This window comes from Streptomyces sp. NPDC100445 (assembly GCF_044759735.1).
GTDB lineage: Bacteria > Actinomycetota > Actinomycetes > Streptomycetales > Streptomycetaceae > Streptomyces.
The window spans coordinates 193,029-219,232 of sequence record NZ_JBIVZV010000010.1; the positions used below are offsets into that span (position 1 = coordinate 193,029).

Consider the following 26,204-nt stretch of genomic DNA (forward strand, 5'->3'; position numbering starts at 1 on the left):
GCGAGGGCGGCGGCGATGAAGGCATTCCGGCTGGACGAACTGGAGGCGGAGCGTGCCGCCCACGACGGGGCCTACCTCCAGTTCCTGCGCGAGCGGAACATGTCGGTCGGCCTGTACGCCCTCGACGCGGGTGAGCAGGACCCGCAGAAGCCCCACCGCCAGGACGAGGTGTACTTCGTCGTCAGCGGCCGGGCGTCGATCACCGTCGGTGCGGAGACCACGCAGGTGGCGCGGGGCAGCGTCGTCTACGTCCCGGCCGGGGTGCCGCACAAGTTCCACCACATCAGCGAGGACCTCAGGGTTCTCGTCGTGTTCTCTCCCCCCGAGGCGTGAGCCCGGACCCCGAAGTCCCTAGGGGACGGATCAGGGGAGGACGAGGGGTGCGCGGCCCCCTCGGAGCCCCTTCGCGGCCCTAGCATCGTGTGCAGGACATCGACAGCGCACGAGAACACGAGGGACGAGGACGATGCGGGAGATCTTCGCGGGGATGCCGTGGTGGGTGAAGTGGGTCGCGGTGCCGGTCATCGCCCTGGTCGTGTTCGGCGGCCTGATAGCGACCGTCGTCGGGTTCGTGATCGGCCTGCTGTTCAAGCTGCTGGTCTTCGTCGCCCTGGTCGGCGGACTGATCTACGTCGTACGCAAGTTCGTGGCGAGCTCCTCGTCGCGCAGCGACTGGTGAGCCCCCTGGGGGCCGGCGGCATGGCGGGGCCATCGGTTCCCTCGGGGGAGGGAAGTTTTCGCGGGAGCCGTCTGCGCGCGGTGGCCGACGGTTAGAGTCCGGAACTCCCCACGGGATCCGGCTCCGTGGGTGGCGCAGACCCCCCTCCGTGCCCTTCCCGCACGGGCTGCCCCCTCGCGCTACGGGAGTACCCCTTGGCCACGGTCGACACCGCACCGGCAGAACCCCACGCACCCCCCGTCCCACCACGCTCGTGCGCGCCGCCCGCCCAGCGGCCGGCGCCCCTGGCCGCCCCCGGACGGTCCACGACCCCCGCCGTCCCCGGACAGCCCACGGCCGACGCGCCGGGACCACCGGCCGGCGCGACGCTCATCGGATCCGTCCAGCGCGCCATGCGCCTGCTCGAGGCCGTCGCCGCCCGGTCCTACGGTGCCCCCGCCAAACAGCTCGCCCGTGAGACGGGCCTCGCGCTGCCCACGACCTACCACCTGCTGCGCACCCTGGTGCACGAGGGCTATCTCTACCGGGAGAAGGGCCTGTTCTTCCTCGGTGACGCCGCCGCGCGGCTCGCGAGCAGCGGAGCACAGCAGAAACGTCGCAGCTCGGTGGGGAACATCCTTGCCCACTGGCGGGATTCGATCGGTGTGCCGGTGTACTACGCGATGTACCGGGACGGCGAGATCGACATGATGTGCGTCTCCGAGTCCCGTGAGGCTCCCGCGGTCGAGGAATGGGCCGACTTCCGTGAGACGGGCCACGCCCATGCCGTCGGCCAGTGCCTGCTGGCGCAGTTGGACGAGGACGCCCGGCGCGACCACCTCTCCCGCTACCCGGCCCAGCCCCTCACGCCGTACACCGTGCGGGACCACGGGGCGCTGCTGCGACGGCTGGCCCGCACCCGGCGCATGGAACTGATGGTGGAGCGCCAGGAGTACGCGCTCGGGACGGTTTGCGCGGCGGTCCCCATCACGGTCGGCGCGACCGCGGCCACCCTGGCCATCTCCCTGCCCGCCCAGCGGGCGGACCGGCTGCTGCCCGCCGCGCGTCGGCTCCAGACGGAGATCGGCCGGCACGTCGGGTCACTCACGCTTTCTATCAGTATGTGAAAACTCACTCCTTGTGATCTGTCGCGTACGTTCAGCAAGATTTACCCAGGGCTAGAGGGATCAATCCCGGCCAGTCGATGTCATATGACGGGGTAGGCGATGCGCGAGTCCGTACAGGCAGAAGTCATGATGAGCTTTCTCGTGTCGGAGGAGCTCTCCTTCCGCATCCCGGTGGAGTTGCGCTACGAGACCTGTGATCCGTACGCGGTACGGCTCACCTTCCATCTGCCCGGTGACGCCCCGGTGACCTGGGCCTTCGGGCGTGAACTGTTGATCGACGGGGTGGGGCGGCCCTGCGGGGAGGGTGATGTGCGTATCGCCCCCGCCGACGTCGAGGTGCTGGGCGAGGTGCTGATCCGACTCCAGGTGGGCGCGGACCAAGCGCTGTTCCGTTCCTCGACGCCGCCGCTGGTGGCCTTCCTGGACCGCACGGACAAGCTCGTCCCCCTCGGGCAGGAGGGCGCGCTGGCCGACTTCGACACGCATCTCGACGAGGCCCTGGACCGCATCCTGGCCGAGGAACAGAGCACGGGCTGAAGCCTCACGGCAGGGGCGCCGACACTTCGTCATCCCGCCCGCGGTTGTGCAGGAACGCTTCTTCAGCCGGTCGCGGACCGCCGGCTCCCGACGGACCGCGGCGTTTCACCGCTTCCGGCGCCGGCCCCGGCCGCCGCGCGTCGGTCCGGGACGCGCTCCGGCAGTCGCCGCGGCGGCCGGTTCCGGCCGGTCGGCCGAGACCACCAGCGCGGCCAGCAGGGTGGTGACCGGCACCGAGGCGACCAGGCCGATCGACCCCACGAGCGTGCGCACGATCTCCGTGGCCACCAACTCGCTGTTGGCCACGGTCCCCACGCTGCTCCGGGCGATCGAGAACAGCAGCAGCAGCGGCAGCGCGGCACCGGCGTAGGCGAGGACCAGGGTGTTGACCACGGAGGCGATGTGATCGCGGCCGATGCGGATGGCCGCCCGGTACAGTCCGCGCCGGCCCATCGCCGGGTTCGCCTCGTGCAGTTCCCAGACGGCCGACGTCTGCGTCACCGTCACGTCGTCCAGGACACCGAGCGAGCCGATGATGACGCCGGCCAGCAGCAGACCGCTCATGTCTATCGACGGATACAGGCCGTGGATCAGACCGGTGTCGTCGTCCGTGTTGCCGGTCAGCGCGGACCAGCCGATGAAGATCGAGCCGAGCAGGCCGATCAGCGCCAGGGAGACCAGCGTGCCGAGCACCGCCACCGACGTGCGGGCCGACAGGCCGTGGCACATGTACAGCGCGATCAGCATGATGGCGCTCGCTCCCACCACGGCGACCACCAGGGGGTCGGAGCCCTGGAGGATGGCGGGCAGGATGAACAGGGTCAGCACCAGGAAGCTCACCGCCAGGGCGACCAGTGCCATGACCCCGCGCAGCCGGCCGACCACCACGACGGCGACGGCGAAAATCCCCGCGAGCAGCGCCATGGGGAAGCCCCGGTTCACATCGGTCACCGAGTACTGGAGGTTCCTCGGTGCCGAGGGCTCGTAGGCGACGACGACCTTCTCGCCCTGGTGCAGTTGCCGGGTCTGGTCCGGCTGCACGATCTCGGTGAACGTACGGCCCTTGTCCCCGCCGGTGTCGACCCGCACGGTGGCCTTGACGCAGGTTCTGCCGGCTCCCTTTTCCGCGGAAGCGCCGCCACCCGTGGCAGGGGCGCCGGGCGGTGCGGCGCCGGACGCGTTCACCGAGGCGCAGTCGACCTCGCTGACGCGGGTGACCGTGGCCTGCTGCGTCTGCCGGTCGAAGCCGACGCCGGTGCGGGTGTGGGACGGGGCTCCGTCGGGCCACAGCACCACCAGGCCCACCACGACCGCCACGGTGAACGGAACCAGGATCGCGGCGATGACCTTCCGCAGATGCCGGGAGACCGGTGCGGCCGGGCCGTGTCCGTGCGCGTGGCCGTGATGGCCGCCTCCGTCGCTGCCCCTCGCGTGCGTGAGGTGGCCGCCCTCACCGGCGCCCCTGTCGTGCACGTGCGTGGGATGGCCGCCCTCACCGATCCCGTCGCCGTGCCCGTCGGCCGGTTCCGCGGCGTCGCGGCGGGGCGGATCGGACGGCTGGTGGGGATACTGCTGCATCCTGGTCACCGCCCGATCATCGCAACAAGCGCGGGGGCCTACTGTTCACCGCGCCCTCCATGCCGCTAGCGTGGAGACACCTTTTGCACACGCGGGAGCTCGGAGCACCGGGCTGAGAGGGCGCTGACCTCCGTAGACGCGATGTTTCACGTGGAACACCCAGGTTCCACCCAGAACATCGGCATACGGGATCCGCTGCGTCGACCGCCGAACCTGTTACCGGGTAATGCCGGCGTAGGGAGTAGGTCTGATGACCAACAAGGACGCACGCACGCCTGCCTCCGTTCGGGACGACAAGTCCGACGAGGCCGGGAAGTCCATCGGCTGGCACAAGGCGTACGTCGAGGGTTCGCGCCCCGACCTGCGCGTGCCGGTCCGTCAGGTGCACCTCACCAACGGGGAGTCGGTCACGCTGTACGACACGTCGGGCCCGTACACCGATCCGCTCGCCGACACGGACGTCCGCAGGGGGTTGTCACCGCTGCGGGAGAACTGGATCATCGGCCGCGGTGACACCGAGGAGTACGCGGGCCGTCCCGTACGCCCCGAGGACGACGGGCTCAAGCACACCTCGCCGCGGGGCGGGCTGCGCAATCTGGACGCGGTCTTCCCCGGCCGTCCCCGCCAGCCGCGGCGGGGACGCAGCGGCCGCCCGGTGACCCAACTCGCGTACGCCCGACGGGGCGAGATCACACCGGAGATGGAGTTCGTGGCCCTCCGGGAGAACGTCTCCCCCGAGGTGGTCCGGGAGGAGATTGCGGCGGGCCGAGCCGTGCTGCCGGCCAACGTCAACCACCCGGAGATCGAGCCGATGATCATCGGCAAGCGGTTCCTGGTCAAGGTGAACGCCAACATCGGCAACTCCGCGGTGACGTCCTCCATCGAGGAGGAGGTCGAGAAGATGACCTGGGCGACCCGCTGGGGTGCCGACACGGTCATGGACCTCTCCACCGGCCGCAACATCCACACCACACGCGAGTGGGTGCTGCGCAACTCCCCCGTCCCCATCGGCACGGTGCCGCTCTACCAGGCCTTGGAGAAGGTGGACGGCAAGGCCGAGGAACTGACCTGGGAGATCTACAAGGACACCGTCATCGAGCAGGCCGAGCAGGGCGTGGACTATATGACCGTCCACGCGGGCGTCCGGCTGCCGTACGTCCCGCTCACCGCCAACCGCAAGACGGGCATCGTCTCGCGCGGCGGATCGATCATGGCCGCGTGGTGCCTGGCCCACCACAAGGAGTCGTTCCTGTACGAGAACTTCGAGGAGCTGTGCGAGATCCTCGCCGCCTACGACGTCACGTACTCGCTCGGGGACGGGCTCAGGCCCGGTTCGATCGCGGACGCCAACGACGAGGCGCAGTTCGCGGAACTGCGGACGCTCGGGGAACTCAACCGCGTCGCCAGGCGCTTTGACGTACAGACGATGATCGAGGGCCCCGGGCACGTCCCGATGCACAAGATCAAGGAGAACATCGACCTTCAGCAGGAGATCTGCGATGAAGCGCCGTTCTACACGCTCGGCCCGCTGACCACGGACATCGCGCCGGCGTACGACCACATCACCTCCGGCATCGGTGCCGCGATGATCGCCTGGTGGGGTACGGCGATGCTCTGCTACGTGACGCCCAAGGAGCACCTGGGCCTGCCCAACCGGGACGACGTCAAGACCGGCGTCATCACCTACAAGATCGCCGCGCACGCGGCCGACCTGGCCAAGGGGCATCCGGGTGCCCAGGAGTGGGACGACGCGCTGTCGGACGCCCGCTTCGAGTTCCGGTGGGAGGACCAGTTCAACCTGGCCCTGGACCCGGACACGGCACGGGAGTTCCACGACGAGACGCTGCCCGCGGAACCCGCCAAGACGGCCCACTTCTGCTCCATGTGCGGGCCGAAGTTCTGCAGCATGAAGATCTCGCAGGACATCCGGCGTGAGCACGGAGGCGACCGGGCCGAGATCGAGCAGGGCATGGCCCGGAAGTCGCAGGAGTTCGCGGCGGCGGGCAACCGGGTGTACCTGCCGATCGCCGACTGACAGGTGCGGTGAACCCGCCGCGCGTGCCGGGCCCGTGACGGGACGGCCGGCGCGGCGGGCTCCGGCCGGCCGGCCCGGCCGGGACCGCCGCGGGTGCGGTCAGTCGGGCTGGTGCTCCGGACCGCCGTAGTCCGGGCTCGTGTAGTCGGGACTGGTGAAGCTCGGGCGGCCGGTCGCGGTGCCTTCGTCCCCGGGACTGCTGAAGCCGGGACGGTCGTAGCCCAGACGCGGGATGCGGCCGGTCGTCGGCGCGGGTGGGGTGGTGCGGCGGACGGCGGGCGGACCCGGGTCGCGGAGCGCCTCCCGCAGGAACGGCAGGATGCCGCGCTCCAGCAGCGCCTTCTGCCAGGCCTCTCTGGCTCTGACCAGTTCCTCGTGCGCCGCCTTCTGGGCGCGGGCCTCCGCCGAGGTGCTGTTGCGCAGGGCGGTGAGCAGCAGCCCGACGGCGGCGACGAGTATCCCGGCCGCCGTCAGCGCGCCGAACACCCAGCCGGTGGTGAGCATGGTCCGGGCGAAGGCGTGCCCGGGGTCCAGCGCCTTCAGGATGTAGCCGACGAGCAGGAAGAGGACGGCTGCGGTTCCGGAGAGGAGGGGAGCGAGGACGGCGATGACGGCGACGGCACCCGCGCCGGTGCTGTCGGCGGCCTCCCCGAGGGCGGCGGCGAGGTCCGTGGTGTCCGGGCCGGCCTCCGCGGCGCCGGGGCTGCCGGTGGCGGGCTGTGCGGACAGTGCCGGGTGCCGCAGTTCGTCGCGGACCTCGACGTAGTGCTGGTACTCGGCCGCCGCGGCCGCGGTGATCAGGGCGCCGGCGTTCCGGGCCATGGTGCGCAGTTGTTCGGGATTGAGCCGCTGACCCACGGCGGCCAGGTCCGGCCGGTCGGGTGCGGAGCGCAGCGCCTCGTCGAGGAGCCGCTCGAAGTCCTGGCGGTCCTCGCTCAGAAGGTGCTGCGGAACGCTGTTCATGTGCATCCCCCGGTGCTCCGTAGGGCTGGGGCTCGCACGCCGGCGAGCCGTCGGGCAGAAACGGAGGGGAGCCTGCTACGGATAAGCCGATGGTAGAGCCGGTACGGCGCGCGGTGACAGGGGTTGCCGGAAATTGCATTCCGGCCTGCGGTTATGCGGCCGGATGACGCGCGCGACGGGGTGTGCCGGTAACGGTCAGCGTTCCAGGGGCAGTTGCTGGACCAGCAGCTTGCCGGCCATGGTGACTCCGCCGTCCATGGCGATGGCGAGGCCGTCGGCGTAGACGTGGGGTCCTTCGACGGACGGGCCCGTGCCCTCCTCGCCGTCCTCGGAACCGACCTCGCCGAGGAGGTAGGGAATCGGGCTGTGTCCGTGAACCACCCGGGTGCCTCCGTACGTACCGAGGAGCGAGCGGACGGCGTCGGCGCCGCCCTCGTCACGGAAGGAGAAGCGCTTGGTGAACTTGCGGAACAGGTCCCAGACCTCGTCGGCGTCGTTGCGGGTCAGGGCCTCGCGGATGGTGTCGTTGACCGCCTCGATGGAGTCGCCGTAGTCGAGGTAGGCGGTGGTGTCGGAGTGGATGAGCAGATAGCCGTCGACCTCCTCGACGGCGTCGAGGCGGGCCATCCACTGGAGGTGGTGGTCCTGGAGGCGGTCCATGTCGGTCTTTTGGCCGCCGTTGAGCAGCCAGGCCGCCTGGAAGGTGGCGGTGCCCGCACCGGAGTTGACGGGGGTGTCGCCGAACCGTTTGGCGCCGAGGAGCAGCAGCTCGTGGTTGCCCATGAGTGCCTTGCAGTAGCCACCGGCGGCGGCGGCCTCGGCGGACAGCCGCATGACGAGGTCGATGACGCCGATCCCGTCGGGGCCGCGGTCGGTGAAGTCGCCGAGGAACCACAGCCGGGAGGTGCCGGCGGACCACTGGCCCGCCGCGTCGACCAGGCCCTGCGCCCGGAGCGCGGTCATCAGTTCGTCGAGGTAACCGTGGACGTCACCGACGACGTAGAGCGGTCCGGGACCGGAGGCGGGCTGTGGTGCCGGGGCGGCGGGAGCCGGCTCGACGGGGACCTGGAGGGTGTCACCGGGACCGATGACGGGCAGGTCGCGCTGGGTGGGGGTGTACCCCTCCGGGTACACCTCGTCGGCGTGCGGTTCCACGTCGCCCGGGTGGACGGCGTGGACGTACGGACCGGTCTCGTGGACGTACGCGGGTACCCGGAAGTCGCGTAGCGTCGCCGTCCGCTCCATCTCGGGTCCCTGACCGGCCCCCTGAGTCATCAGACCCCTCCACCATCGCGCCGCAGCTGCACCGCTTCGGACTGCCTGGTCGCAGCGGTCCACGGTGTCGTGGGCCCATCATAGGAATGCGCGTAGCGCCATGTGATGACCCAGGGGTGGTGAATCGGAACAAGACTCCGGTTCGCCGCGGCTTTCGCCCCCTTTGGGCAGGTGTTCGGTAGGCCGTCGGGTGCCCGGGGTACCGGCCGGCCGCGCGTTCGCCGCCCCGGCCCCGCTCGTGCCGGGACGTGCCGGGCCCCGTGTGCCTCGGTGCCGGTGCCCGGGTGTCACGTGTCGTCCGGCGTACGGGGGGGACTGACCGTCGTGCGCGGCGGGCGTCGCTGGGACGAGGTGCGCACGATCAGCTCGGTCGGTATCACCTGCTCGACCGGACGATCGCCCTGGACGCCCTCGATGGCGTCGATGAGCAGTTGCACCACCGCCGTGCCGATGCGGCGCGGTTTCAGGGAGAGCGTGGTGATGGGCGGCTCGGTGCCGGCGTACACCGTCGACTCGCTACAGCACACGACCAGCAGGTCCTCGGGGACCCGGAGCCCGTAGCGGCGGGCGGCGGCGAGCAGGTCGGTGCCGTTGGGGTCGAACAGGCCGTAGACGGCGTCGGGGCGGTCGGGGCGGGCGAGCAGCCGGTCGGCGGCGACGGTGCCGGCGCACGGGTCGTGCGCGGGGTAGGCCTCGTAGACGGGTTCCTGGCCGACCCGTTCGCACCAGTGCAGGTAGGCGGAGGTCGACAGGTGGGTGTACGTGTCCGTCGAGGTGCCCGTGAGCAGGCCGATGCGGCGTGCCCCGGAGGCGGCGAGGTGGTCCAGGATGTCGAGCACGGCGGCGGCGTGGTCGTTGTCGACCCAGGCGGTGACGGGGAGCGTGCCGGCCGGGCGGCCGTCGGAGACGACGGGCAGCCCCTGCCGCACCAGTTCGCTGACCACCGGATCCTGGTCGGAGGGGTCGATGACGATCGTGCCGTCGAGGGCCACGTTGGACCAGACGTCGTGGCGGGAGGTCGCGGGCAGGATGACGAGGGCGTAGCCGCGGGCGAGCGCGGCCGAGGTCGCGGCCCGCGCCATCTCGGCGAAGTAGGCGAACTCCGTGAAGGTGAAAGGTTCATCCCCGTACGTCGTCACGGTCAGCCCGATCAGGCCGGACTTGCCGGTACGGAGGGTGCGGGCGGCGGCCGAGGGCCGGTAGCCCAGCCGGTCGGCGACCTCGCGGACGTGGCGGCGGGTGGCGTCCGGCAGTCTGCCCTTGCCGTTGAGGGCGTCGGAGACGGTCGTGATGGAGACCCCGGCTGCCGCGGCGACATCTCTGATGCCGGCCCGGCCGGGCCGGTTGCCTCGACGCGAGGTTTCCGCGCGGCTCACCTGGTGCTTCCCTGCTGCTGTCATGGCGAGCCGATAGTAGGGCTCATGCGGTGGGGTAGTGCGGACGCATATGCACCCGTTGACAGGCACGTTTCTGCATGGTCATACGGAGTCAACTCCCTTGAAAACCAAGGTAGTTGATCGATCCAATGGTACGACGTGACGCGTCGGCGCGGATGGACCTGCCGACGGTCCGATGTCTCGAAGAGGTCTCAACTCACCTTCACGAGGGACGCGCGCCACGGCGCGAGCCACCGGCGCTTAGATATATGTACGGCGCGCCCCCCGAAACGCACGCCTTCGTACGGTGATGCCCGGGATGCCGCGGGGCGGCGCGGCATTCGTCCTGTTCGCGGACCGCGTTCGCACAGCTGCTCGTCCATGCCTGTACGCAGGGGCGCCGAATCCTCTTAAGGTGAGGAGTAATGGGAAGCCGGTGGCGTCGATGGTCCGCCGGTGGTCGCGAGGAGGACTGCGGTGAGCGAGACGAACCCCAAGCTGCGCGCCGAGCTGGAGGGAATCCCCACCTACAAGCCCGGCAAGCCGGCCGCGACCGGCGGACCGGTCGCCTACAAGCTGTCCTCCAACGAGAACCCGTACCCGCCGCTGCCCGGTGTGCTGGAGAGCGTGACCACGGCGGCCTGCGCCTTCAACCGCTACCCGGACATGGCCTGCACCGGGCTGATGGAGGAACTGTCGAATCGTTTCGGCGTCCCGGTCTCGCACCTGGCCACCGGGACCGGCTCCGTCGGGATCGCCCAGCAGCTGGTGCAGGCCACCAGCGGACCGGGCGACGAGGTGATCTACGCCTGGCGGTCGTTCGAGGCGTACCCGATCGTCACGCAGATCAGCGGCGCCCGGTCGGTACAGGTGCCGCTGACCCCGGGTGAGGTCCACGACCTGGACGCGATGGCGGACGCGATCACCGAACGGACGCGGCTGATCTTCGTCTGCAACCCCAACAACCCGACCGGCACGGTGGTCCGGCGGGCCGAGCTGGAGCGGTTCCTCGACCGGGTGCCCGCCGACGTGCTGGTGGTGCTGGACGAGGCCTACCGCGAGTTCATCCGGGACCCCGAGGTGCCCGACGGCGTCGAGCTGTACCGGGAGCGGCCCAACGTCTGTGTCCTGCGGACGTTCTCCAAGGCGTACGGGCTCGCCGGGCTGCGCGTCGGCTTCGCGATCGCCCATGAGCCGGTGGCGGCGGCGCTGCGCAAGACGGCGGTGCCGTTCGGGGTGAGCCAGCTCGCCCAGGAGGCAGCCGTCGCCTCGCTGCGGGCCGAGGACGAGCTGCTGGGCCGGGTCGGCTCGCTCGTGTGCGAGCGCACGCGCGTGGTCGACGCGCTGCGGGGGCAGGGCTGGACGGTGCCGGAGACCCAGGCCAACTTCCTGTGGCTGCGGCTGGGGGAGCGGACGGTCGCGTTCGCGCAGGCCTGCGAGGAGCACGGGGTGGTGGTCCGGCCGTTCGCGGGCGAGGGCGTGCGGGTGACGATCGGGGAGACCGAGGCGAACGACATCTTCCTGAAGGCCGCCGAGGCGTTCCGCGCGGCGCTGTAGCCCACCGCTCTCCTTCACTTTTCGATCAGCTCCACCCGACGGGGGCGCCGCTTCGTGCGCGCGTCGGTACGCCGGCGTCCCCGTCCACGCCGCCGAGCGCGTCGCGCGGCGCGGCGGCACGTCCCCGACTCACTCCGCGGGGCGGCCCGGCCGGCCTGGACCGGCATGGGTCGTAGGGCGGGACGGGCGTGTGGCGTCCGTCCGGAAGACGCCCGCGCCCGGGTCCCGGGACGTCGAAGGCGCTGCCGCGGGCCTGGCGCGACGGCGCAGAAGGTACCCCCCTTCAACAACCGAAAATCAGTGCGTCATAATGGCTTGTGAATGTGAACGCGTTCACAAGCGCGTCCCGATTGCTCCGATATGTGCGAGAGCAACCGGGGCAGATCGCCGCTGTACCACGGCGTAGTAAGGAGAGTGACGACGTGGACCTGGCTCTGGCGCCGGAGACACTGGCGCGCTGGCAGTTCGGCATCACCACCGTCTACCACTTCCTGTTCGTTCCGCTGACGATCTCCCTGGCCGCCCTGACGGCCGGGCTCCAGACGGCCTGGGTGCGCACGGAGAAGGAGAAGTACCTCCGGGCGACGAAGTTCTGGGGCAAGCTCTTCCTGATCAACATCGCGATGGGCGTGGTCACCGGCATCGTGCAGGAGTTCCAGTTCGGCATGAACTGGTCGGACTACTCGCGGTTCGTCGGTGACATCTTCGGTGCCCCGCTGGCCTTCGAGGCGCTGATCGCCTTCTTCTTCGAGTCCACCTTCATCGGCCTGTGGATCTTCGGCTGGGACAAGCTGCCGAAGAGGATCCACCTGGCGTGCATCTGGATGGTCTCGATCGGCACGGTGCTCTCGGCGTACTTCATCCTCGCGGCCAACTCCTGGATGCAGCACCCCGTCGGCTATCGGATCGACAAGGCGAAGGGGCGGGCTGAGCTGACCGACTTCTGGGCCGTACTGACCCAGAACACCGCCCTCAGCCAGGCCTTCCACACCCTGTCCGCCGCCTTCCTCACCGGTGGCGCCTTCATGGTGGGGATCTCCGCCTACCACCTGGCCCGCAAGAAGCACATCCGCGAGATGAAGACCTCGCTGCGGTTGGGGCTGATCACCGTCGTCATCGCCGGTCTGCTCACCTCGGTCAGCGGTGACGTGCTCGGCAAGGTCATGTTCAAGCAGCAGCCGATGAAGATGGCCGCCGCCGAGGCGCTGTGGGACGGCCGGCAGCCGGCCCCGTTCTCGGTCTTCGCCTACGGTGACGTGGACAAGGGCCACAACACGGTGGCCGTGGAGATACCCGGCCTGCTGTCCTTCCTCGCCGACGACAACTTCTCCTCGTACGTCCCCGGCATCAACGACGTCAACAAGGCCGAACAGCAGAAGTTCGGGCCCGGCGACTACCGGCCCAACATCCCGGTCGCCTTCTGGGGTTTCCGCTGGATGATCGGCTTCGGTATGGCCTCCTTCGGTGTCGGACTGGCCGGGCTCTGGCTGACGCGCAAGAAGTTCCTGCTGGCCCAGCACCTCAGGGTCGGCGACGACGAGGTGCCCCACCTGGTGCTGTTCCGGAACAAGGCCCTGAGCGCGAAGCTCACCCCTTGGTACTGGCGCATCGCGGTGTGGACCCTGGCCTTCCCGCTGATCGCCAACTCCTGGGGTTGGATCTTCACCGAGATGGGCCGCCAGCCGTGGGCCGTCTACGGCGTCCTCCAGACCCGCCAGGCGGTCTCCCCCGGTGTCTCGCAGGGTGAGGTCCTCCTGTCGATGGCCGTCTTCACCGCGCTGTACGCGATCCTCGCGGTCGTCGAGGTGAAGCTGCTCGCGAAGTACGTCAAGGCCGGCCCGCCCGAGCTGACCGAGGCCGACCTCAACCCGCCCACGAAGATCGGCGGCGACACCCGTGACGCCGACCGGCCGATGGCCTTCTCGTACTAGGCCGAGGGAACAGTCATGGAACTTCACGACGTCTGGTTCGTCCTGATCGCCGTCCTGTGGACCGGCTACTTCTTTCTGGAGGGCTTCGACTTCGGGGTCGGCATCCTCACCAAGCTGCTGGCCCGGGACCGGGCCGAGCGCCGGGTGCTCATCAACACCATCGGTCCCGTCTGGGACGGTAACGAGGTGTGGTTGCTCACCGCGGGCGGCGCGACCTTCGCCGCGTTCCCGGAGTGGTACGCCACCCTCTTCTCCGGCTTCTACCTGCCCCTGCTCCTGATCCTGGTCTGCCTGATCGTCCGCGGCGTCGCCTTCGAGTACCGGGCCAAGCGCCCGGAGGAGGACTGGCAGCGCAACTGGGAGACGGCGATCTTCTGGACCTCGCTGCTCCCGGCGTTCCTGTGGGGCGTCGCCTTCGGGAACATCGTCGGGGGTGTACGGATCGACCGGAACTTCGAGTACGTCGGCAGCGTCTGGGATCTGCTCAACCCCCATGCCCTGCTCGGTGGCCTGGTGACGCTCACCCTGTTCACCTTCCACGGGGCGGTGTTCACCGCGCTCAAGACCGTCGGTGACATCCGGGTACGGGCCCGCAGGCTGGCCCGGTGGGTCGGAGTCGTCACCGCCGTCGTGGCGCTGGCGTTCCTGCTGTGGACACAGGCCGACACCGGTGACGGCGCGAGCCTGGTGGCCCTGATCGTGGCGGTGGCCGCCTTGGTGGCCGCCCTCGTGGCCAACGGGCTGGGCCGCGAGGGATGGGCGTTCGCGCTGTCGGGGGTGACCATCGTGGCCACCGTGGCGATGCTCTTCCTGTCGCTCTTCCCGAACGTCATGCCGTCCACCCTCGACAGCGATTGGAGCCTGACGGTCACCAACGCCTCGTCGAGCCCGTACACGCTGAAGATCATGACGTGGTGCGCGGCGATCGCCACACCGCTGGTCCTGCTCTACCAGAGCTGGACCTACTGGGTGTTCCGCAAGCGGATCGGCACGCAGCACATCGCGGTCGACCAGGTCGTCGGCACCGCGCACTGAGTCCACCGAGGGTGTGTTTCACGTGAAACACACCCTCAGGACCGAAGGGCCTGTTTCACGTGAAACCGATCGATCCACGTCTGCTGCGGTACGCCCGCGCCACCCGGTTCTTCCTCGCGGCGATCGTCGCCCTGGGCGCCGTCGGTGCGGGGCTGGTCATCGCCCAGGCGATGCTCGTCGCCGAGATCGTCGTCGGAGCGTTCCAGCACGGAAAGCCGGCGACCGCCCTCGCCACTCCCCTGTCGCTGCTGGCGGCCGTCACCGTGGGGCGGGCGGTGGTGGCGTGGCTCACCGAACTCGCCTCCCACCGGGCGAGCGCGGCCGTGAAGTCGGAGTTGCGGGGCAGGCTCCTGGACCGGGCGGCGGCGCTCGGACCCGGATGGCTGAGCGGACAGCGGACCGGTTCGCTCGTCACCCTGGCCACGCGTGGGGTCGACGCCCTGGACGACTACTTCTCGCGCTACCTCCCGCAGTTGGGGCTCGCGGTGGTCGTGCCCGTGGCGGTGCTCGCGCGGATCGTCACCGAGGACTGGGTGTCGGCGGCGATCATCGTCGGCACCCTGCCGCTGATCCCGCTCTTCATGATGCTGATCGGCTGGGCGACCCAGTCCCGGATGGACCAGCAGTGGCGGTCGCTGTCCCGGCTGTCCGGACACTTCCTGGACGTGGTGGCGGGGTTGCCCACGCTGAAGGTGTTCGGCCGGGCCAAGGCACAGGCCGTTTCCATCCGGCGGATCACCGGGGAGTACCGGCAGGCCACGCTGCGAACGCTGCGGATCGCGTTCCTCTCCTCGTTCGCCCTCGAACTGCTCGCCACGCTCTCCGTCGCGCTGGTCGCCGTGACGATCGGCATGCGGCTGGTCCACGGTGAGATGGATCTGTACGTCGGGCTGGTGATCCTGGTGCTGGCGCCCGAGGCGTATCTGCCACTGCGGCAGGTGGGCGCGCAGTACCACGCGGCGGCGGAGGGACTCGCCGCTGCGGAGGAGATCTTCTCCGTGCTGGAGACGCCGGTGCCGGAGCCCGGTACCGGCGCGGTACCCACGGGGGCGGTGGCCTTCGAGGACGTCACCGTGCGCTACCCCGGCCGTTCCGAGGCCGCCGTGACCGGGGTGTCCTTCACCGTCGAGCCCGGGGAGACCGTCGCCCTGGTCGGGCCGAGCGGAGCGGGCAAGTCGACGCTGCTCAGCGTCGCGCTGGGGTTCGTGCGGCCCAGTGAGGGGCGGGTGCGGATCGGGGGCGCCGATCTCGCCGGGCTGGACCTCGCGGAGTGGCGGTCGCGGATCGCCTGGGTGCCGCAGCGACCGCACCTGTACGCCGGGACCATCGCGGAGAACGTACGGCTCGCCCGGCCCGGCGCGGACGACACCGCCGTACGGCGGGCGCTGCGGGACGCGGGGGCGTGGGAGTTCGTGGCGGCGCTGCCCGACGGGGTGGACACCGTGCTGGGGGAGGACGGGGCGGGGCTGTCGGCGGGGCAGCGACAGCGGTTGGCGTTGGCGCGCGCGTTCCTCGCGGACCGTCCCGTGCTGCTGCTGGACGAGCCGACGGCCGCGCTCGACGGAGTGACGGAGCGGGAGGTCGTCGCCGCGGTGCGCCGGCTCGCCGCGGGGCGGACCGTGGTGCTGGTGGTGCACCGGCCGGCGCTGCTGGAGGTGGCTGACCGGGTGGTCCGGCTGGGCGACGCCGAGCCGGCGACGCTCCCGGCGGGCATCGACGCCTCCGGCGGGCTCCGCCCGTCGCCGGCCGCCGGACCGCCCGGCGAGCCGGCGGACGGTCCCGGGGCGGCCGGGCCCGGCGACCCGGCGGGCGCGCCGGCCGGAGCCGTGGCCGGCGGGGCGGGAGGACGGGGGGTCCTCGGGCGCGTGTTGCGGGGCGGTGGGGCCTGGCGTGGGCGGATGGGGCTCGCCTGGCTGCTCGGGAGCCTGGCCGTCGGCAGCGCCGTGGGACTGATGGCGACTTCCGGGTGGCTCATCTCGCGGGCCTCGCAGCAGCCGCCGGTGCTGTACCTGATGGTGGCCGTGACCGCGACGCGCGCGTTCGGGATCGGGCGGGCCGTCTTCCGGTACGCCGAGCGGCTCGTGTCGCACGACGCCGTCCTGCGGATGCTGGCCGACACCCGGGTCGCGGTCCACCGGCGTCTCGAACGCCTCGCGCCCGCCGGACTGCGCCGCGTGCGCCGCGGTGACCTGCTCACCCGGCTGGTCGCGGACGTCGACGCGTTCCAGGACTACTGGCTGCGCTGGCTGCTGCCCGCCGGGGTCGCCGTCGCGGTCTCCGTGGCCTCCGTCGGCTTCACGGCATGGCTGCTGCCCGGGGCCGGCGCCGCGCTCGCGGGGGGCCTGCTCGCGGCCGGCGTCGGTGTGCCGTTGCTGACCGCGCGGGTGGCCCGGCGCACCGAGCGCCGGCTGGCGCCGGCCCGGGGAGTGCTCGCGACGCGGGTGACCGACCTCCTCACCGGCACCGCGGAGCTGACCGTCGCCGGCGCGCTGCCCGGCCGTACGGCCGCGGCCCGGCGGGCCGACACCGTCCTCACCCGGATCGCCGCCCGCGCCGCCGCCGTCACCGGTCTCGGCGACGGACTGACCGCGCTGGTCTCCGGGCTGACCGTCACGGCCACCGCGCTGCTCGGGGCCCAGGCGGTGGCGGCCGGCCGGCTCGGTGGCGTGGCCATGGCCGTGGTCGTCCTGACCCCGCTGGCCGCGTTCGAGGCCGTCCTCGGACTGCCGCTCGCCGTGCGTCACCGGCAGCGGGTCGAGCGCAGCGCGGAACGCGTGTACGAGGTGCTGGACGCCCCCGCGCCCGTGCGCGAGCCCGAATCACCCCGGCAGGCGCCCGCCTCGCCGTTCCCGCTGGTCGTCAAGGGGCTGACCGCCCGGTACGCGGGACAGCGGCGGGAGGCGTTGAGCGGACTCGACCTGAGGCTGGAGCGGGGGCACCGGGTGGCGGTGGTCGGCGCGTCCGGTGCCGGCAAGTCGACCCTCGCCCAGGTGCTGCTGCGGTTCCTCGACCCGGAGGCGGGGTCGTACACGCTCGCCGGTGCGGACGCCCGCGCGCTCGCCGGTGACGACGTACGGCGGCTCGTCGGGCTGTGCGCCCAGGACGCCCACCTCTTCGACAGCTCGGTGCGCGAGAACCTGCTGCTGGCCAGGAAGGATGCCACCGAGGCCGGGCTGCGCGAGGCGCTGGCCCAAGCCCGGCTGCTCGACTGGGTGGACTCACTGCCCGACGGCCTGGACACGCTGGTCGGCGAGCACGGGGCGCGGCTGTCCGGCGGTCAGCGGCAGCGGTTGGCGCTGGCCCGCGCGCTGCTGGCGGACTTCCCCGTCCTGGTGCTCGACGAGCCCGCCGAACACCTGGATCTGCCGACCGCGGACGCGTTGACCGCCGATCTGCTGGCCGCCACGCGGGGCCGTACGACCCTGCTGATCACCCACCGGCTGGCGGGGCTGGACGCGGTCGACGAGGTGCTCGTGCTCGACGGGGGCCGGGTGGTGCAGCGGGGACCGTACGCACGGCTGGTCGCCGAGGAGGGACCGCTGCGCGAGCTGGCCCGGCGGGAGGCGGAGGCGGAGACCCTGCTGGGGGCCCCGGCCGCGATGGCCGGCGGCCCGGGGTAGGGGCCGGCCTGTGGGGCTACGGGGTGTGCCGCGCGAGCAGGTCCTCGATCACCACCGCGACCCCGTCGTCGTTGTTGGCGACCGTACGGCCCGACGCGGCGGCGATGACGTCCGGGTGGGCGTTGCCCATCGCGTACGACTGTCCGGCCCAGGTGAGCATCTCCACGTCGTTGGGCATGTCGCCGAAGGCCACGACCTCCTCGTGGGAGATGCCGCGCTCGGCGCAGCACAGGGCGAGGGTGCTGGCCTTGGACACCTCGGGGCCGCTGAGCTCCAGCAGGGCGCTGGGGCTGGAGCGGGTGACGTTGGCGTGCTCACCGACGGCGAGCCGGGCCAGGGTGAGGAAGGCGTCGGGGTCGAGCGACGGGTGGTAGGCGAGGATCTTCAGGACGGGCTGGTCGGCGTCCGGGCCGTCGGGCGCGAGCAGCTCCTCGGCGGGCCGGAGGTTGTCGGGGATCTCCATGTGGAGCTTGGGGTAGTCCGGCTCCTGGTGGAAGCCGTAGGTCTGCTCCACGGCGAACACCGTGCCGGGTGCCGCCTCGCGCAGCAGCCGCACGGCGGTCAGGGCGTTCTCCCGGCGCAGCTCGCGGACCTTGACGAACCGGTGGGTGCCGGGGCCGCCGTGCAGGTCGACCACGGCGGCGCCGTTGCCGCAGATCGCCAGGCCGTGGCCGTGGACGTGGTCGCTGACCACGTCCATCCAGCGGGCCGGCCGGCCGGTGACGAAGAAGACCTCGATGCCGGCCGCCTCGGCGGCGGCCAGCGCGGCGACGGTCCGCGGGGAGACCGACTTGTCGTCGCGCAGCAGGGTGCCGTCGAGGTCGGTGGCGATCAGCCGCGGCCGGAGGGCGGCGGACGGGGTCCCGGGCTGTCTGGTCGCTGAGGTCACCCGGTCATTCTCGCGCATATGCCCGCACGGTCGTGCGGAAGTGCGCACAGATGAGACGCAGATGACGCTCGGCGGGCTCGGACGGCCCCGGCGCGGCTCAGGCCAGCTGGGCCGGGGCTTCGGTGGCGATCCGCTCGAAGACCTTCTCGTCCGCGGCGAAGTCGGAGTCCGGGATGGGCTGGTGGATCACGATCTCGGTGAAGCCCAGGGCCTGGTGGCGCCCGGCGAAGTCCACGAACGCGTCCAGCGACTCCAGTGGCCGGCCGCGGTCCGGGGTGAAGCCGGTCAGCAGGACCTTGTCCAGGTCGGCCGCGTCCCGCCCGGCGGCCTCGCAGGCCTCGGACAGCCTGCCGATCTGCCCGCGCAGCGCGTCGACGGACTGCTCCGGGGTGCCGGTCTCGAAGAGCTTGGGGTCGCCCGTCGTCACCCAGGCCTGGCCGTGCCGCGCGGCGAGCTTCAGGCCGCGGGGCCCGGTGGCCGCCACGGCGAACGGCAGGCGGGGGCGCTGCACACAGCCGGGGGCGTTCCGGGCCTCGTGCGCCGAGTAGAACCGGCCGTCGTGCGTCACGGTGTCCTCGCTGAGCAGGCGGTCGAGGAGCGGCACGAACTCGGCGAACCGGTCGGCGCGCTCCCGCGGGCTCCACGACTCCTGGCCGAGTGCGGTCGCGTCGAAGCCGGTGCCGCCCGCGCCGATGCCCAGGGTGATCCGGCCGCCGGAGATGTCGTCGAGGGTGACGAGTTCCTTGGCCAGCGTGACCGGGTGCCGGAAGTTCGGCGAGGTGACGAGCGTGCCGAGGCGCAGCCGGTCGGTGGCCGCCGCGGCCGCGGTGAGGGTCGGGACCGCGCCGAACCAGGGGCCGTCGCGGAAGCTGCGCCAGGTCAGGTGGTCGTAGGTGTACGCCGTGTGGAAGCCGAGCTGCTCGGCCCGTACCCAGGACGCACGGCCGCCTTCGCTCCAGCGGCGGTACGGCAGGATCACGGTGCTCAGTCGCAGACTCATGGGTCCGAGACTATGCGCCCCGGGCGAGCCGCTGCTCAGCGCGGGTCCGGGAAGCGCAGGTAGCGCGGGGGTACGGCCGCCGTCAGCCAGACTCCGTTGGCGCTGACGTGGAAGACGTGGCCGTCGCGGTGCATGGCGCCGGAATCGACGGTGAGCACCACGGGGCGGCCCCGGCGGGCGCCGACCCGGCCGGCGGTCTCCCGGTCGGCGGAGAGGTGGACGTCGTGCCGCCGCATGGGCCTGAGGCCCTCCGCGCGGATGGCGTCCAGGCTGCCGCCCACCGTCCCGTGGTAGAGGTGCGGCGGAGGGGTGGCCGGCGGCAGGCCGAGATCGACCTCGATGGTGTGGCCCTGGCTGGCGCGGATCCTGCCGTCCCGCGTCACGAAGCGCCGCTTGTCGTTCGTGGCGACGACGTGGTCCAGCTCCTCGCGGGTGAACCGGAACCCGTGTGCGGTGGCCGCCGCGATCAGGGTGTCGATCTCCACCCAGCCGCCCGGGTCCGGCGTGATCCCGATCCGCTCGGGCTGGTGGCGCAGGTGTCTGGAGAGGTACTTGGACACCTGCACGGTGCGTCGTTCGTCCATGGGGCCAGCGTGCGGGAGAGACGTGGATCACGCAGGTTCTTTTTCCCGGCGGGTTTGTTCCACAGCGAAGTGAGGTTATCCACAGGAGAATCGGCGAAGGTGTGGACAAGTGGTGGGCGGACCGGGCGGCTTCGCGGACATCGTCAGCCGGGGGCGGGCCGCGACCGCGCCCGCCCCCGGGTCACAGTCTGGGTTCCACCCGGGCGAGTCGGCGCAGCGCGCCCGGCAGGTAGCGGGACAGCAGACGCGCGGCCCGGGCCTCCGGTGTCACCGGAACCACGGCGCGGTTGTGCGCCACCGCGTCCAGGACGGCCGCGGCGACCTTCTCCGGCGGGTAGTTGCGCAGGCCGTACAGGCGGGCGGACCGCTGCCGGCGGCGCCGTTCCTCGGCCTCGTCGACACCGGTGAAGCGGGCCGTGGAGGTGATGCCGGTGTTGACGATGCCGGGGCAGATCGCGGTGACGCCGATGTCCCGGGAGGCCAGTTCGGCGCGCAGGCACTCGGAGAGCATCAGCACCGCCGCCTTGGAGGTGCTGTAGGCGGGCAGGACACGGGAGGGCTGGTACGCCGCGGCGGACGCGATGTTGACGATGTGGCCGCCCTGGCCGCGCTCGGCCATGCGCGCGCCGAAGAGCCGGCAGCCGTGGATCACCCCCCACAGGTTGACGTCCAGGACCTCGCGCCAGTCGTCGGCCGTGGTGGTGAGGAAGGAGCCCGACAGACCGATGCCCGCGTTGTTGACCAGCACGTCCGGCACGCCGTACTCGCGGTGGACCCGCTCGGCGAGCTTCTCCATGCTCCGCTCGTCGGAGACGTCCGCGAACTCGGCCCGGGCGTCGGGCGCGCCGGCCAGCCGGGACAGTTCGGCGGTGCGGGCCGCGGCGTCGGCGTCCCGGTCGACGGCGATCACCCGCGCGCCGGCCGCCGCGAAGGCGACCGCCGTGGCCCGGCCGATGCCGCCGCCGGCACCGGTGATCAGCACCAGCCGTCCGCCGAACCGGTCGGCGTGGCGGCCGGTGCCCCGCGGCGTGGGGCGGCCGTCCTCCACGGAGGTGACGAAGTCGGCGATCCAGTCCGAGACCTGGTCGGGCCGCGTGCGCGGAACCCAGTGCCGGGCCGGGAGGGTACGGCGGGTCAGCCGCGGCACCCACCGGTCGAGGTCGTCGTAGAGCCGCTCGGAGAGGAACGCGTCGTCCTGCGGGGTGATGAGTTGCACCGGCGCGTGCGCGTACGCGTCCGGGCGGGGCCGGCGCATCCGGGCGCGGACGTTGTCCCGGTACAGCCAGGCGCCGTGGGCCGCGTCGGTGGGCAGGGAGGCGGTGGGGTAGTCGCCGTCGGAGATCCGCTCGGCCCGCTCCAGGATCTTCGGCCAGCGCCTGCCGAGCGGACCGCGCCAGGCCAGTTCCGGCAGGAGCGGGGTGTGCAGCAGGTAGACGTACCAGGACCGGGCGCCCTGGCCGAGGAGCTGGCCGACCCGGCGCGGCGTCGGACGCTTCACGCGCGCGTCGATCCAGTGCCCGAAGTGGTCGAGGGAGGGCCCGGAGATCGAGGTGAAGGAGGCGATGCGGCCCTCGGTGCGGCCGACCGTCACGAACTCCCAGGACTGCACCGAGCCCCAGTCGTGCCCGACGAGGTGCACCGGACGGACCGGGCTGACCGCGTCCAGGACGGCGAGGAAGTCGTCCGTGAGCTTGGCGAGCGTGAAGCCCCCGCGCAGCGGCCGGGGCGCCGTCGAGCGGCCGTGGCCCCGGACGTCGTACAGGACGACGTGGAACCGGTCGGCGAGCCGGTCCGCGACCCGGGACCAGACCTCCTTGCTGTCCGGGTAACCGTGCAGCAGGACGACCGTCGGCCGTCGCGGGTCGCCCAGTTCGGCCACGCACAGCTCGATGCCACCGGTGGACACCCGGCGCTCACGCGCCTCTTTCCCTGTCACTTCTCCTCCGCCCAGCGCCGCGCGTGCGGCAGGTCGTCGTCCAGCCGGGAGGCGCCGCCCCCGGGGTCCGGCCGCCCGCCGGCGCGGTCGCGCGGCGGACGGGGTGACGGGTGGCGCCGCCCGGCCCGGTCCACCGCCGGCGGTGTGCCTCCGGGCCGGCCGTCGGCCGGTTCGGCACGGGCCCCGCGCCCGGCGGGTCCGGGCGGCCGGTGCGCGCCGGGTACCCCCCGCGCACCGGGGCCATGTGCGGGACGGACGGCATGCCGCTCGCCCCTGAACCCCCTTGGAGCCAGGGGGAGTCCGCTGCTCGTCACCGCCGTCACGCCTCCCCGTCCCCTCACCGTCGTGACGCCTCGCGCCGGCCGCGGTACGCGCCGGTAACCCGACACCGGTGAATCTCGCAGTTGTTAGAGGTGGCGTCAATAGGGGGGATCCCGGAGCCGTGGCCGGCGTCCGGCGGCCGCCCGGGACCACCCCAGGGGAGGTCCCCCCGGGGAACCCCTACTACCTGGGTCTGACACGAAACGGCTCTGAGGTCTGACGACCGGGGTGGTACGGGTCACTACTGTCGGGGACGTGACTGTGATCGCGACCGAAAGCCTGAGCAAGCGGTTCCCCCGGGTGACCGCACTCGACCGGCTGTCCGTGGACATCGGACCCGGTGTGACCGGGCTCGTCGGGGCCAACGGCGCCGGCAAGTCCACCCTGATCAAGATCCTGCTGGGTCTGTCCCCCGCCACGGAGGGCCGCGCCGAGGTGCTCGGCCTCGACGTCGCCACCAAGGGCGCCACCATCCGCGAGCGCGTCGGGTACATGCCGGAGCACGACTGCCTGCCGCCCGACGTCTCGGCCACCGAGTTCGTCGTGCACATGGCCCGCATGTCCGGCCTGCCGCCCACCGCGGCCCGTGAGCGCACCGCGGACACCCTGCGCCACGTCGGCCTGTACGAGGAGCGGTACCGCCCGATCGGCGGCTACTCCACGGGCATGAAGCAGCGGGTGAAGCTGGCCCAGGCGCTGGTGCACGACCCGCGGCTGGTCTTCCTCGATGAGCCGACCAACGGCCTGGACCCGGTCGGCCGCGACGACATGCTCGGTCTGATCCGCCGTATCCACACCGACTTCGGCATCTCCGTCCTGGTCACCTCGCACCTGCTGGGCGAGCTGGAACGCACCTGCGACCACGTCGTCGTCGTCGACGGCGGCAAGCTCCTGCGCTCCAGCTCCACCACCGACTTCACCCAGACCACGACCACCCTCGCGATCGAGGTCACCGACAGCGACAGCCACCCCGACGGCACCCGCGCGGTCCGCGAGGCGCTCCACGCGCGCGGCGTCGACACCCACGCCGAGGTGGGTGGCCTGCCCGGCGCCGGGCACATCCTGCTGCTGACCGCCGCGGGCGAGGAGACGTACGACCTCGTCCGGGACGTGGTCGCCGACCTCGGACTCGGCCTGGTGCGCATGGAGCAGCGCCGGCACCACATCTCCGAGGTGTTCACCAGCAACGACGAACAGCGGACGGAGGCCGTCGGCCATGGCGGTTGAGCATCCCCCGGCGGCGCCCACCGGCGACCGGTCCCGCATCCACGACATCGGCTACCGCGGCTACGACGGCCCCCGCCTCGGCCGCGCCTACGCCCGTCGCTCGCTGTACTCGCAGTCCCTGCGCGGCGCCTACGGCCTCGGCCGGTCGGCGAAGTCCAAGGTGCTGCCGATGCTGCTGTTCGCGGTGATCTGCGTGCCCGCCGCCATCATGGTGGCCGTCGCCGTCGCCACCAAGGCGCACGAACTGCCGGTGTCCTACACCCGCTACGCGATCACCATGCAGGCCGTGATCAGCCTGTACATCGCCTCGCAGGCCCCCCAGGCGGTCTCCCGCGACCTGCGCTTCAAGACCGTGCCGCTGTACTTCTCGCGGCCGATCGAGAGCGCCGACTACGTGCGTGCGAAGTTCGCGGCGCTCGCCTCCGCCCTGTTCGTCCTCACCGGCGCCCCGCTCCTCGTGATGTACATCGGCGCGCTGCTGGCCAAGATGGGCTTCGTCCATCAGACCGAGAAATTCGCCCAGGGACTGGTCTGCGTGGCCCTGCTCTCACTGCTCTTCGCCGGCATCGGCCTGGTCATCGCCGCCTTCACCCCGCGCCGGGGCTTCGGCATCGCCGCCGTCATCGCCGTGCTCACCATCTCCTACGGAGCGGTGTCCACGCTCCAGGCCATCGCCGACTCCCAGGGCAGCGGCGGCGCCGTCCCGTGGATCGGGCTCTTCTCGCCGGTCACCCTCATCGACGGCGTGCAGTCCGCCTTCCTCGGGGGCAGCTCCGGCTTCCCCGGCGGGGTCGGGCCGTCCGGCGGGGAGGGCGTCGTGTACGTCGTCCTCGCCCTGGGCCTGATCGCGGCCTGCTACGCCATCCTGAACCGCCGCTACCAGAAGGTGGGACTGTGACCACGCTCACCATCGACCACGTGTCCCGCTGGTTCGGCAACGTCGTCGCCGTCAACGACATCACCATGACCATCGGACCCGGCGTCACCGGCCTGCTCGGCCCGAACGGCGCCGGCAAGTCGACCCTCATCAACATGATGGGCGGCTTCCTCGCCCCCTCCACCGGCACGGTCACCCTCGACGGGCAGCCGGTCTGGCGCAACGAGGCCATCTACCGCAAGATCGGCATCGTCCCCGAGCGGGAGGCGATGTACGACTTCCTCACCGGCCGCGAGTTCGTCGTCGCCAACGCCGAGCTGCACGGCCTGGGCGACAAGGCGGCCCGGCGCGCCCTCGCCACGGTCGAGATGGAGTACGCGCAGGACCGGAAGATCTCCACGTACTCCAAGGGCATGCGGCAGCGCGTGAAGATGGCGAGCGCCCTCGCCCACGACCCCTCGCTGCTCCTGCTGGACGAGCCGTTCAACGGCATGGACCCGCGTCAGCGCATGCAGCTGATGGAGCTGCTGCGCAGGATGGGCGACGAGGGCCGCACGGTGCTGTTCTCCTCGCACATCCTCGAGGAGGTCGAGCAGCTCGCCCGGCACATCGAGGTCGTCGTCGCCGGACGCCACGCGGCCAGCGGTGACTTCCGCCGGATCCGCCGGCTGATGACCGACCGCCCGCACCGCTACCTGGTGCGCTCCAGTGACGACCGCGCCCTCGCGGCCGCGCTGATCGCCGACCCGTCGACGTCCGGCATCGAGGTCGACGTGACCGAGGGCGCGTTGCGCGTCCAGGCCGTCGACTTCGGCCGTTTCACCGCTCTGCTGCCGAGGGTCGCCAGGGACCACGGCATCCGGCTGCTCACGGTCTCGCCGTCCGACGAGTCCCTGGAGTCCGTCTTCTCTTACCTGGTCGCGGCGTAGGAGGCCCTGATGTATGACCCCACCGTCGCCCGACTCACCTACCGGGCCCTGCTCGGCCGCCGCCGGGCCCTCATCCTCGGCGCGCTGCCGCTGCTGCTGATCGTGATCTCCGTGGCCGTGCGTGGCCTGACCGGGGCCGACGACCAGACCGCGGCGGACGTCCTCGGCGGCTTCGCGCTCGCCACCATGGTGCCGATCATCGGTGTCATCGCGGGGACGGGCGCGATCGGCCCGGAGATCGACGACGGCTCCGTCGTCTACCTGCTGTCCAAGCCGCTCAAGCGGTCCACCATCATCCTGACCAAGCTGATCGTGGCCGTCGGCGTCACCATGGTCTTCTCCGCGGTGCCGACCCTGGTGGCCGGCCTGATCCTGAACGGCAACGGCCAGCAGATCGCCGTCGCCTACACGGTCGCCGCGCTGGTCTCCTCCATCGCCTACTCGGCGCTGTTCCTGCTGCTGGGCACGGTCTCCCGGCACGCGGTGGTCTTCGGGCTCGTCTACGCCCTGGTGTGGGAGGCGCTGTTCGGCTCCCTGGTGCCGGGTGCGCGCACGCTGAGCGTCCAGCAGTGGTCGCTGGCCGTCGCCCACAAGCTGGCCGGCGGTGACCTGGTGACCTCCGAGGTGGGCCTGACGACGGCCACCGTGCTGCTGGTGGCGGTCACCGTGCTCGCCACCTGGTACGCCGGGCAGAAGTTGCGGACGCTGAAGCTGGCGGGCGAGGAGTAGGCCGCGGCGGTACGCCGGCG

The 26,204-nt window shown here is 71.7% G+C and carries 21 protein-coding genes and 1 riboswitch; of the genes, 13 read left to right on the forward strand and 8 right to left on the reverse strand.

Features of this window, described 5'->3' with window-relative positions; genetic code table 11:
- The first annotated feature begins 15 nt into the window (after window positions 1–15).
- The 4 genes from ACIQVT_RS23725 to ACIQVT_RS23740 all read left to right on the forward strand — a co-directional run bounded on the left by ACIQVT_RS23725 (window position 16) and on the right by ACIQVT_RS23740 (window position 2,322).
- Window positions 16–333, forward strand: a complete 318-nt coding sequence (locus tag ACIQVT_RS23725) for a cupin domain-containing protein (RefSeq protein ID WP_403757744.1) — start codon at window positions 16–18, stop codon at window positions 331–333.
- Window positions 334–466: 133 nt separating this feature from the next.
- Window positions 467–679: a DUF5326 family protein gene (locus tag ACIQVT_RS23730; protein WP_403757339.1), complete on the forward strand. Its 213-nt coding sequence runs from the start codon at window positions 467–469 to the stop codon at window positions 677–679.
- Between the two features lie 194 nt (window positions 680–873).
- Entirely contained in the window at window positions 874–1,785 is a 912-nt protein-coding gene (locus ACIQVT_RS23735; protein WP_403757342.1) for an IclR family transcriptional regulator C-terminal domain-containing protein, read from the forward strand.
- A gap of 99 nt (window positions 1,786–1,884) precedes the next feature.
- Entirely contained in the window at window positions 1,885–2,322 is a 438-nt protein-coding gene (locus ACIQVT_RS23740; protein WP_403757345.1) for an SsgA family sporulation/cell division regulator, read from the forward strand.
- Window positions 2,323–2,427: 105 nt separating this feature from the next.
- Here the strand turns inward: ACIQVT_RS23740 and ACIQVT_RS23745 are convergent, their stop codons facing one another.
- Entirely contained in the window at window positions 2,428–3,900 is a 1,473-nt protein-coding gene (locus ACIQVT_RS23745; RefSeq protein ID WP_403757747.1) for a YibE/F family protein, read from the reverse strand.
- An 81-nt stretch (window positions 3,901–3,981) separates the two neighbouring features.
- A riboswitch (TPP riboswitch) is annotated at window positions 3,982–4,158 on the forward strand.
- Here ACIQVT_RS23745 and thiC point away from each other — a divergent pair.
- A complete protein-coding gene (gene thiC, locus ACIQVT_RS23750) occupies window positions 4,151–5,935 on the forward strand; it encodes a phosphomethylpyrimidine synthase ThiC (protein WP_403757348.1) in 1,785 nt (594 codons plus the stop codon). Its footprint overlaps the riboswitch before it by 8 nt.
- A gap of 99 nt (window positions 5,936–6,034) precedes the next feature.
- Here the strand turns inward: thiC and ACIQVT_RS23755 are convergent, their stop codons facing one another.
- The 3 genes from ACIQVT_RS23755 to ACIQVT_RS23765 all read right to left on the reverse strand — a co-directional run bounded on the left by ACIQVT_RS23755 (window position 6,035) and on the right by ACIQVT_RS23765 (window position 9,573).
- On the reverse strand, window positions 6,035–6,904 hold the full coding sequence (locus ACIQVT_RS23755) for a hypothetical protein (protein WP_403757352.1): 870 nt from the start codon (window positions 6,902–6,904) through the stop codon (window positions 6,035–6,037).
- A gap of 189 nt (window positions 6,905–7,093) precedes the next feature.
- On the reverse strand, window positions 7,094–8,173 hold the full coding sequence (locus ACIQVT_RS23760; protein ID WP_403757355.1) for a metallophosphoesterase: 1,080 nt from the start codon (window positions 8,171–8,173) through the stop codon (window positions 7,094–7,096).
- Window positions 8,174–8,460: 287 nt separating this feature from the next.
- The gene (locus ACIQVT_RS23765; protein WP_403757358.1) at window positions 8,461–9,573 is read right to left on the reverse strand and encodes a LacI family DNA-binding transcriptional regulator; all 1,113 of its coding nucleotides are present in this window, start codon (window positions 9,571–9,573) and stop codon (window positions 8,461–8,463) included.
- 453 nt (window positions 9,574–10,026) lie between these two features.
- Here ACIQVT_RS23765 and hisC point away from each other — a divergent pair, with 453 nt between their 5' ends.
- The 4 genes from hisC to cydD all read left to right on the forward strand — a co-directional run bounded on the left by hisC (window position 10,027) and on the right by cydD (window position 17,692).
- On the forward strand, window positions 10,027–11,106 hold the full coding sequence (hisC, locus tag ACIQVT_RS23770; protein ID WP_403757361.1) for a histidinol-phosphate transaminase: 1,080 nt from the start codon (window positions 10,027–10,029) through the stop codon (window positions 11,104–11,106).
- 422 nt (window positions 11,107–11,528) lie between these two features.
- Window positions 11,529–13,037: a cytochrome ubiquinol oxidase subunit I gene (locus ACIQVT_RS23775; protein WP_403757364.1), complete on the forward strand. Its 1,509-nt coding sequence runs from the start codon at window positions 11,529–11,531 to the stop codon at window positions 13,035–13,037.
- A gap of 15 nt (window positions 13,038–13,052) precedes the next feature.
- Window positions 13,053–14,072, forward strand: a complete 1,020-nt coding sequence (gene cydB / locus ACIQVT_RS23780; RefSeq protein ID WP_403757367.1) for a cytochrome d ubiquinol oxidase subunit II — start codon at window positions 13,053–13,055, stop codon at window positions 14,070–14,072.
- A 59-nt stretch (window positions 14,073–14,131) separates the two neighbouring features.
- Complete coding sequence (gene cydD / locus ACIQVT_RS23785) at window positions 14,132–17,692, forward strand: thiol reductant ABC exporter subunit CydD (RefSeq protein ID WP_403757370.1); 3,561 nt, start codon at window positions 14,132–14,134, stop codon at window positions 17,690–17,692.
- Window positions 17,693–17,708: 16 nt separating this feature from the next.
- Here the strand turns inward: cydD and ACIQVT_RS23790 are convergent, their stop codons facing one another.
- From ACIQVT_RS23790 to ACIQVT_RS23805, 4 genes are all read right to left on the reverse strand, one after another.
- Window positions 17,709–18,599, reverse strand: coding sequence for a Cof-type HAD-IIB family hydrolase (locus ACIQVT_RS23790; protein ID WP_403757373.1), 891 nt, complete (start codon window positions 18,597–18,599; stop codon window positions 17,709–17,711).
- A gap of 79 nt (window positions 18,600–18,678) precedes the next feature.
- Window positions 18,679–19,581, reverse strand: coding sequence for an LLM class flavin-dependent oxidoreductase (locus ACIQVT_RS23795; RefSeq protein WP_403757378.1), 903 nt, complete (start codon window positions 19,579–19,581; stop codon window positions 18,679–18,681).
- A gap of 35 nt (window positions 19,582–19,616) precedes the next feature.
- Window positions 19,617–20,165, reverse strand: coding sequence for an RNA 2'-phosphotransferase (locus ACIQVT_RS23800; RefSeq protein ID WP_403757381.1), 549 nt, complete (start codon window positions 20,163–20,165; stop codon window positions 19,617–19,619).
- Window positions 20,166–20,346: 181 nt separating this feature from the next.
- Window positions 20,347–22,101 (reverse strand): SDR family oxidoreductase, encoded by a 1,755-nt coding sequence (locus tag ACIQVT_RS23805; RefSeq protein WP_403757384.1) that lies wholly within the window; start codon window positions 22,099–22,101, stop codon window positions 20,347–20,349.
- A gap of 582 nt (window positions 22,102–22,683) precedes the next feature.
- On the opposite strand from ACIQVT_RS23805, the gene ACIQVT_RS23810 reads away from it, so the two are divergent.
- The 4 genes from ACIQVT_RS23810 to ACIQVT_RS23825 are packed head-to-tail and all read left to right on the forward strand — an operon-like array spanning window position 22,684 to window position 26,184.
- Window positions 22,684–23,649, forward strand: coding sequence for an ABC transporter ATP-binding protein (locus ACIQVT_RS23810; protein WP_403757750.1), 966 nt, complete (start codon window positions 22,684–22,686; stop codon window positions 23,647–23,649).
- Window positions 23,639–24,547, forward strand: a complete 909-nt coding sequence (locus tag ACIQVT_RS23815; protein WP_403757387.1) for an ABC transporter permease — start codon at window positions 23,639–23,641, stop codon at window positions 24,545–24,547. The genes ACIQVT_RS23810 and ACIQVT_RS23815 overlap by 11 nt, the downstream gene beginning before the upstream one ends.
- Complete coding sequence (locus ACIQVT_RS23820; protein WP_403757391.1) at window positions 24,544–25,455, forward strand: ABC transporter ATP-binding protein; 912 nt, start codon at window positions 24,544–24,546, stop codon at window positions 25,453–25,455. The genes ACIQVT_RS23815 and ACIQVT_RS23820 overlap by 4 nt, the downstream gene beginning before the upstream one ends.
- 9 nt (window positions 25,456–25,464) lie before the next feature.
- The gene (locus ACIQVT_RS23825) at window positions 25,465–26,184 is read left to right on the forward strand and encodes an ABC transporter permease subunit (RefSeq protein ID WP_403757394.1); all 720 of its coding nucleotides are present in this window, start codon (window positions 25,465–25,467) and stop codon (window positions 26,182–26,184) included.
- Window positions 26,185–26,204: the final 20 nt, after the last annotated feature.

Excerpts from the sequence above, each read along its gene's own strand:
- ACIQVT_RS23725 (WP_403757744.1), top strand. The coding sequence starts at position 16 with ATGAAGGCATTCCGGCTGGACGAACTGGAGGCGGAGCGTGCCGCCCAC.
- thiC (WP_403757348.1), top strand. The coding sequence starts at position 4,151 with ATGACCAACAAGGACGCACGCACGCCTGCCTCCGTTCGGGACGACAAG.
- ACIQVT_RS23825 (WP_403757394.1), top strand. The coding sequence starts at position 25,465 with ATGTATGACCCCACCGTCGCCCGACTCACCTACCGGGCCCTGCTCGGC.
- ACIQVT_RS23745 (WP_403757747.1), bottom strand. The coding sequence starts at position 3,900 with ATGCAGCAGTATCCCCACCAGCCGTCCGATCCGCCCCGCCGCGACGCC.
- ACIQVT_RS23730 (WP_403757339.1), top strand. The coding sequence starts at position 467 with ATGCGGGAGATCTTCGCGGGGATGCCGTGGTGGGTGAAGTGGGTCGCG.
- ACIQVT_RS23760 (WP_403757355.1), bottom strand. The coding sequence starts at position 8,173 with ATGACTCAGGGGGCCGGTCAGGGACCCGAGATGGAGCGGACGGCGACG.
- ACIQVT_RS23800 (WP_403757381.1), bottom strand. The coding sequence starts at position 20,165 with ATGGACGAACGACGCACCGTGCAGGTGTCCAAGTACCTCTCCAGACAC.
- ACIQVT_RS23765 (WP_403757358.1), bottom strand. The coding sequence starts at position 9,573 with ATGACAGCAGCAGGGAAGCACCAGGTGAGCCGCGCGGAAACCTCGCGT.
- ACIQVT_RS23790 (WP_403757373.1), bottom strand. The coding sequence starts at position 18,599 with ATGCGCGAGAATGACCGGGTGACCTCAGCGACCAGACAGCCCGGGACC.
- ACIQVT_RS23740 (WP_403757345.1), top strand. The coding sequence starts at position 1,885 with ATGCGCGAGTCCGTACAGGCAGAAGTCATGATGAGCTTTCTCGTGTCG.
- ACIQVT_RS23815 (WP_403757387.1), top strand. The coding sequence starts at position 23,639 with ATGGCGGTTGAGCATCCCCCGGCGGCGCCCACCGGCGACCGGTCCCGC.
- ACIQVT_RS23755 (WP_403757352.1), bottom strand. The coding sequence starts at position 6,904 with ATGCACATGAACAGCGTTCCGCAGCACCTTCTGAGCGAGGACCGCCAG.
- cydB (WP_403757367.1), top strand. The coding sequence starts at position 13,053 with ATGGAACTTCACGACGTCTGGTTCGTCCTGATCGCCGTCCTGTGGACC.
- ACIQVT_RS23795 (WP_403757378.1), bottom strand. The coding sequence starts at position 19,581 with ATGAGTCTGCGACTGAGCACCGTGATCCTGCCGTACCGCCGCTGGAGC.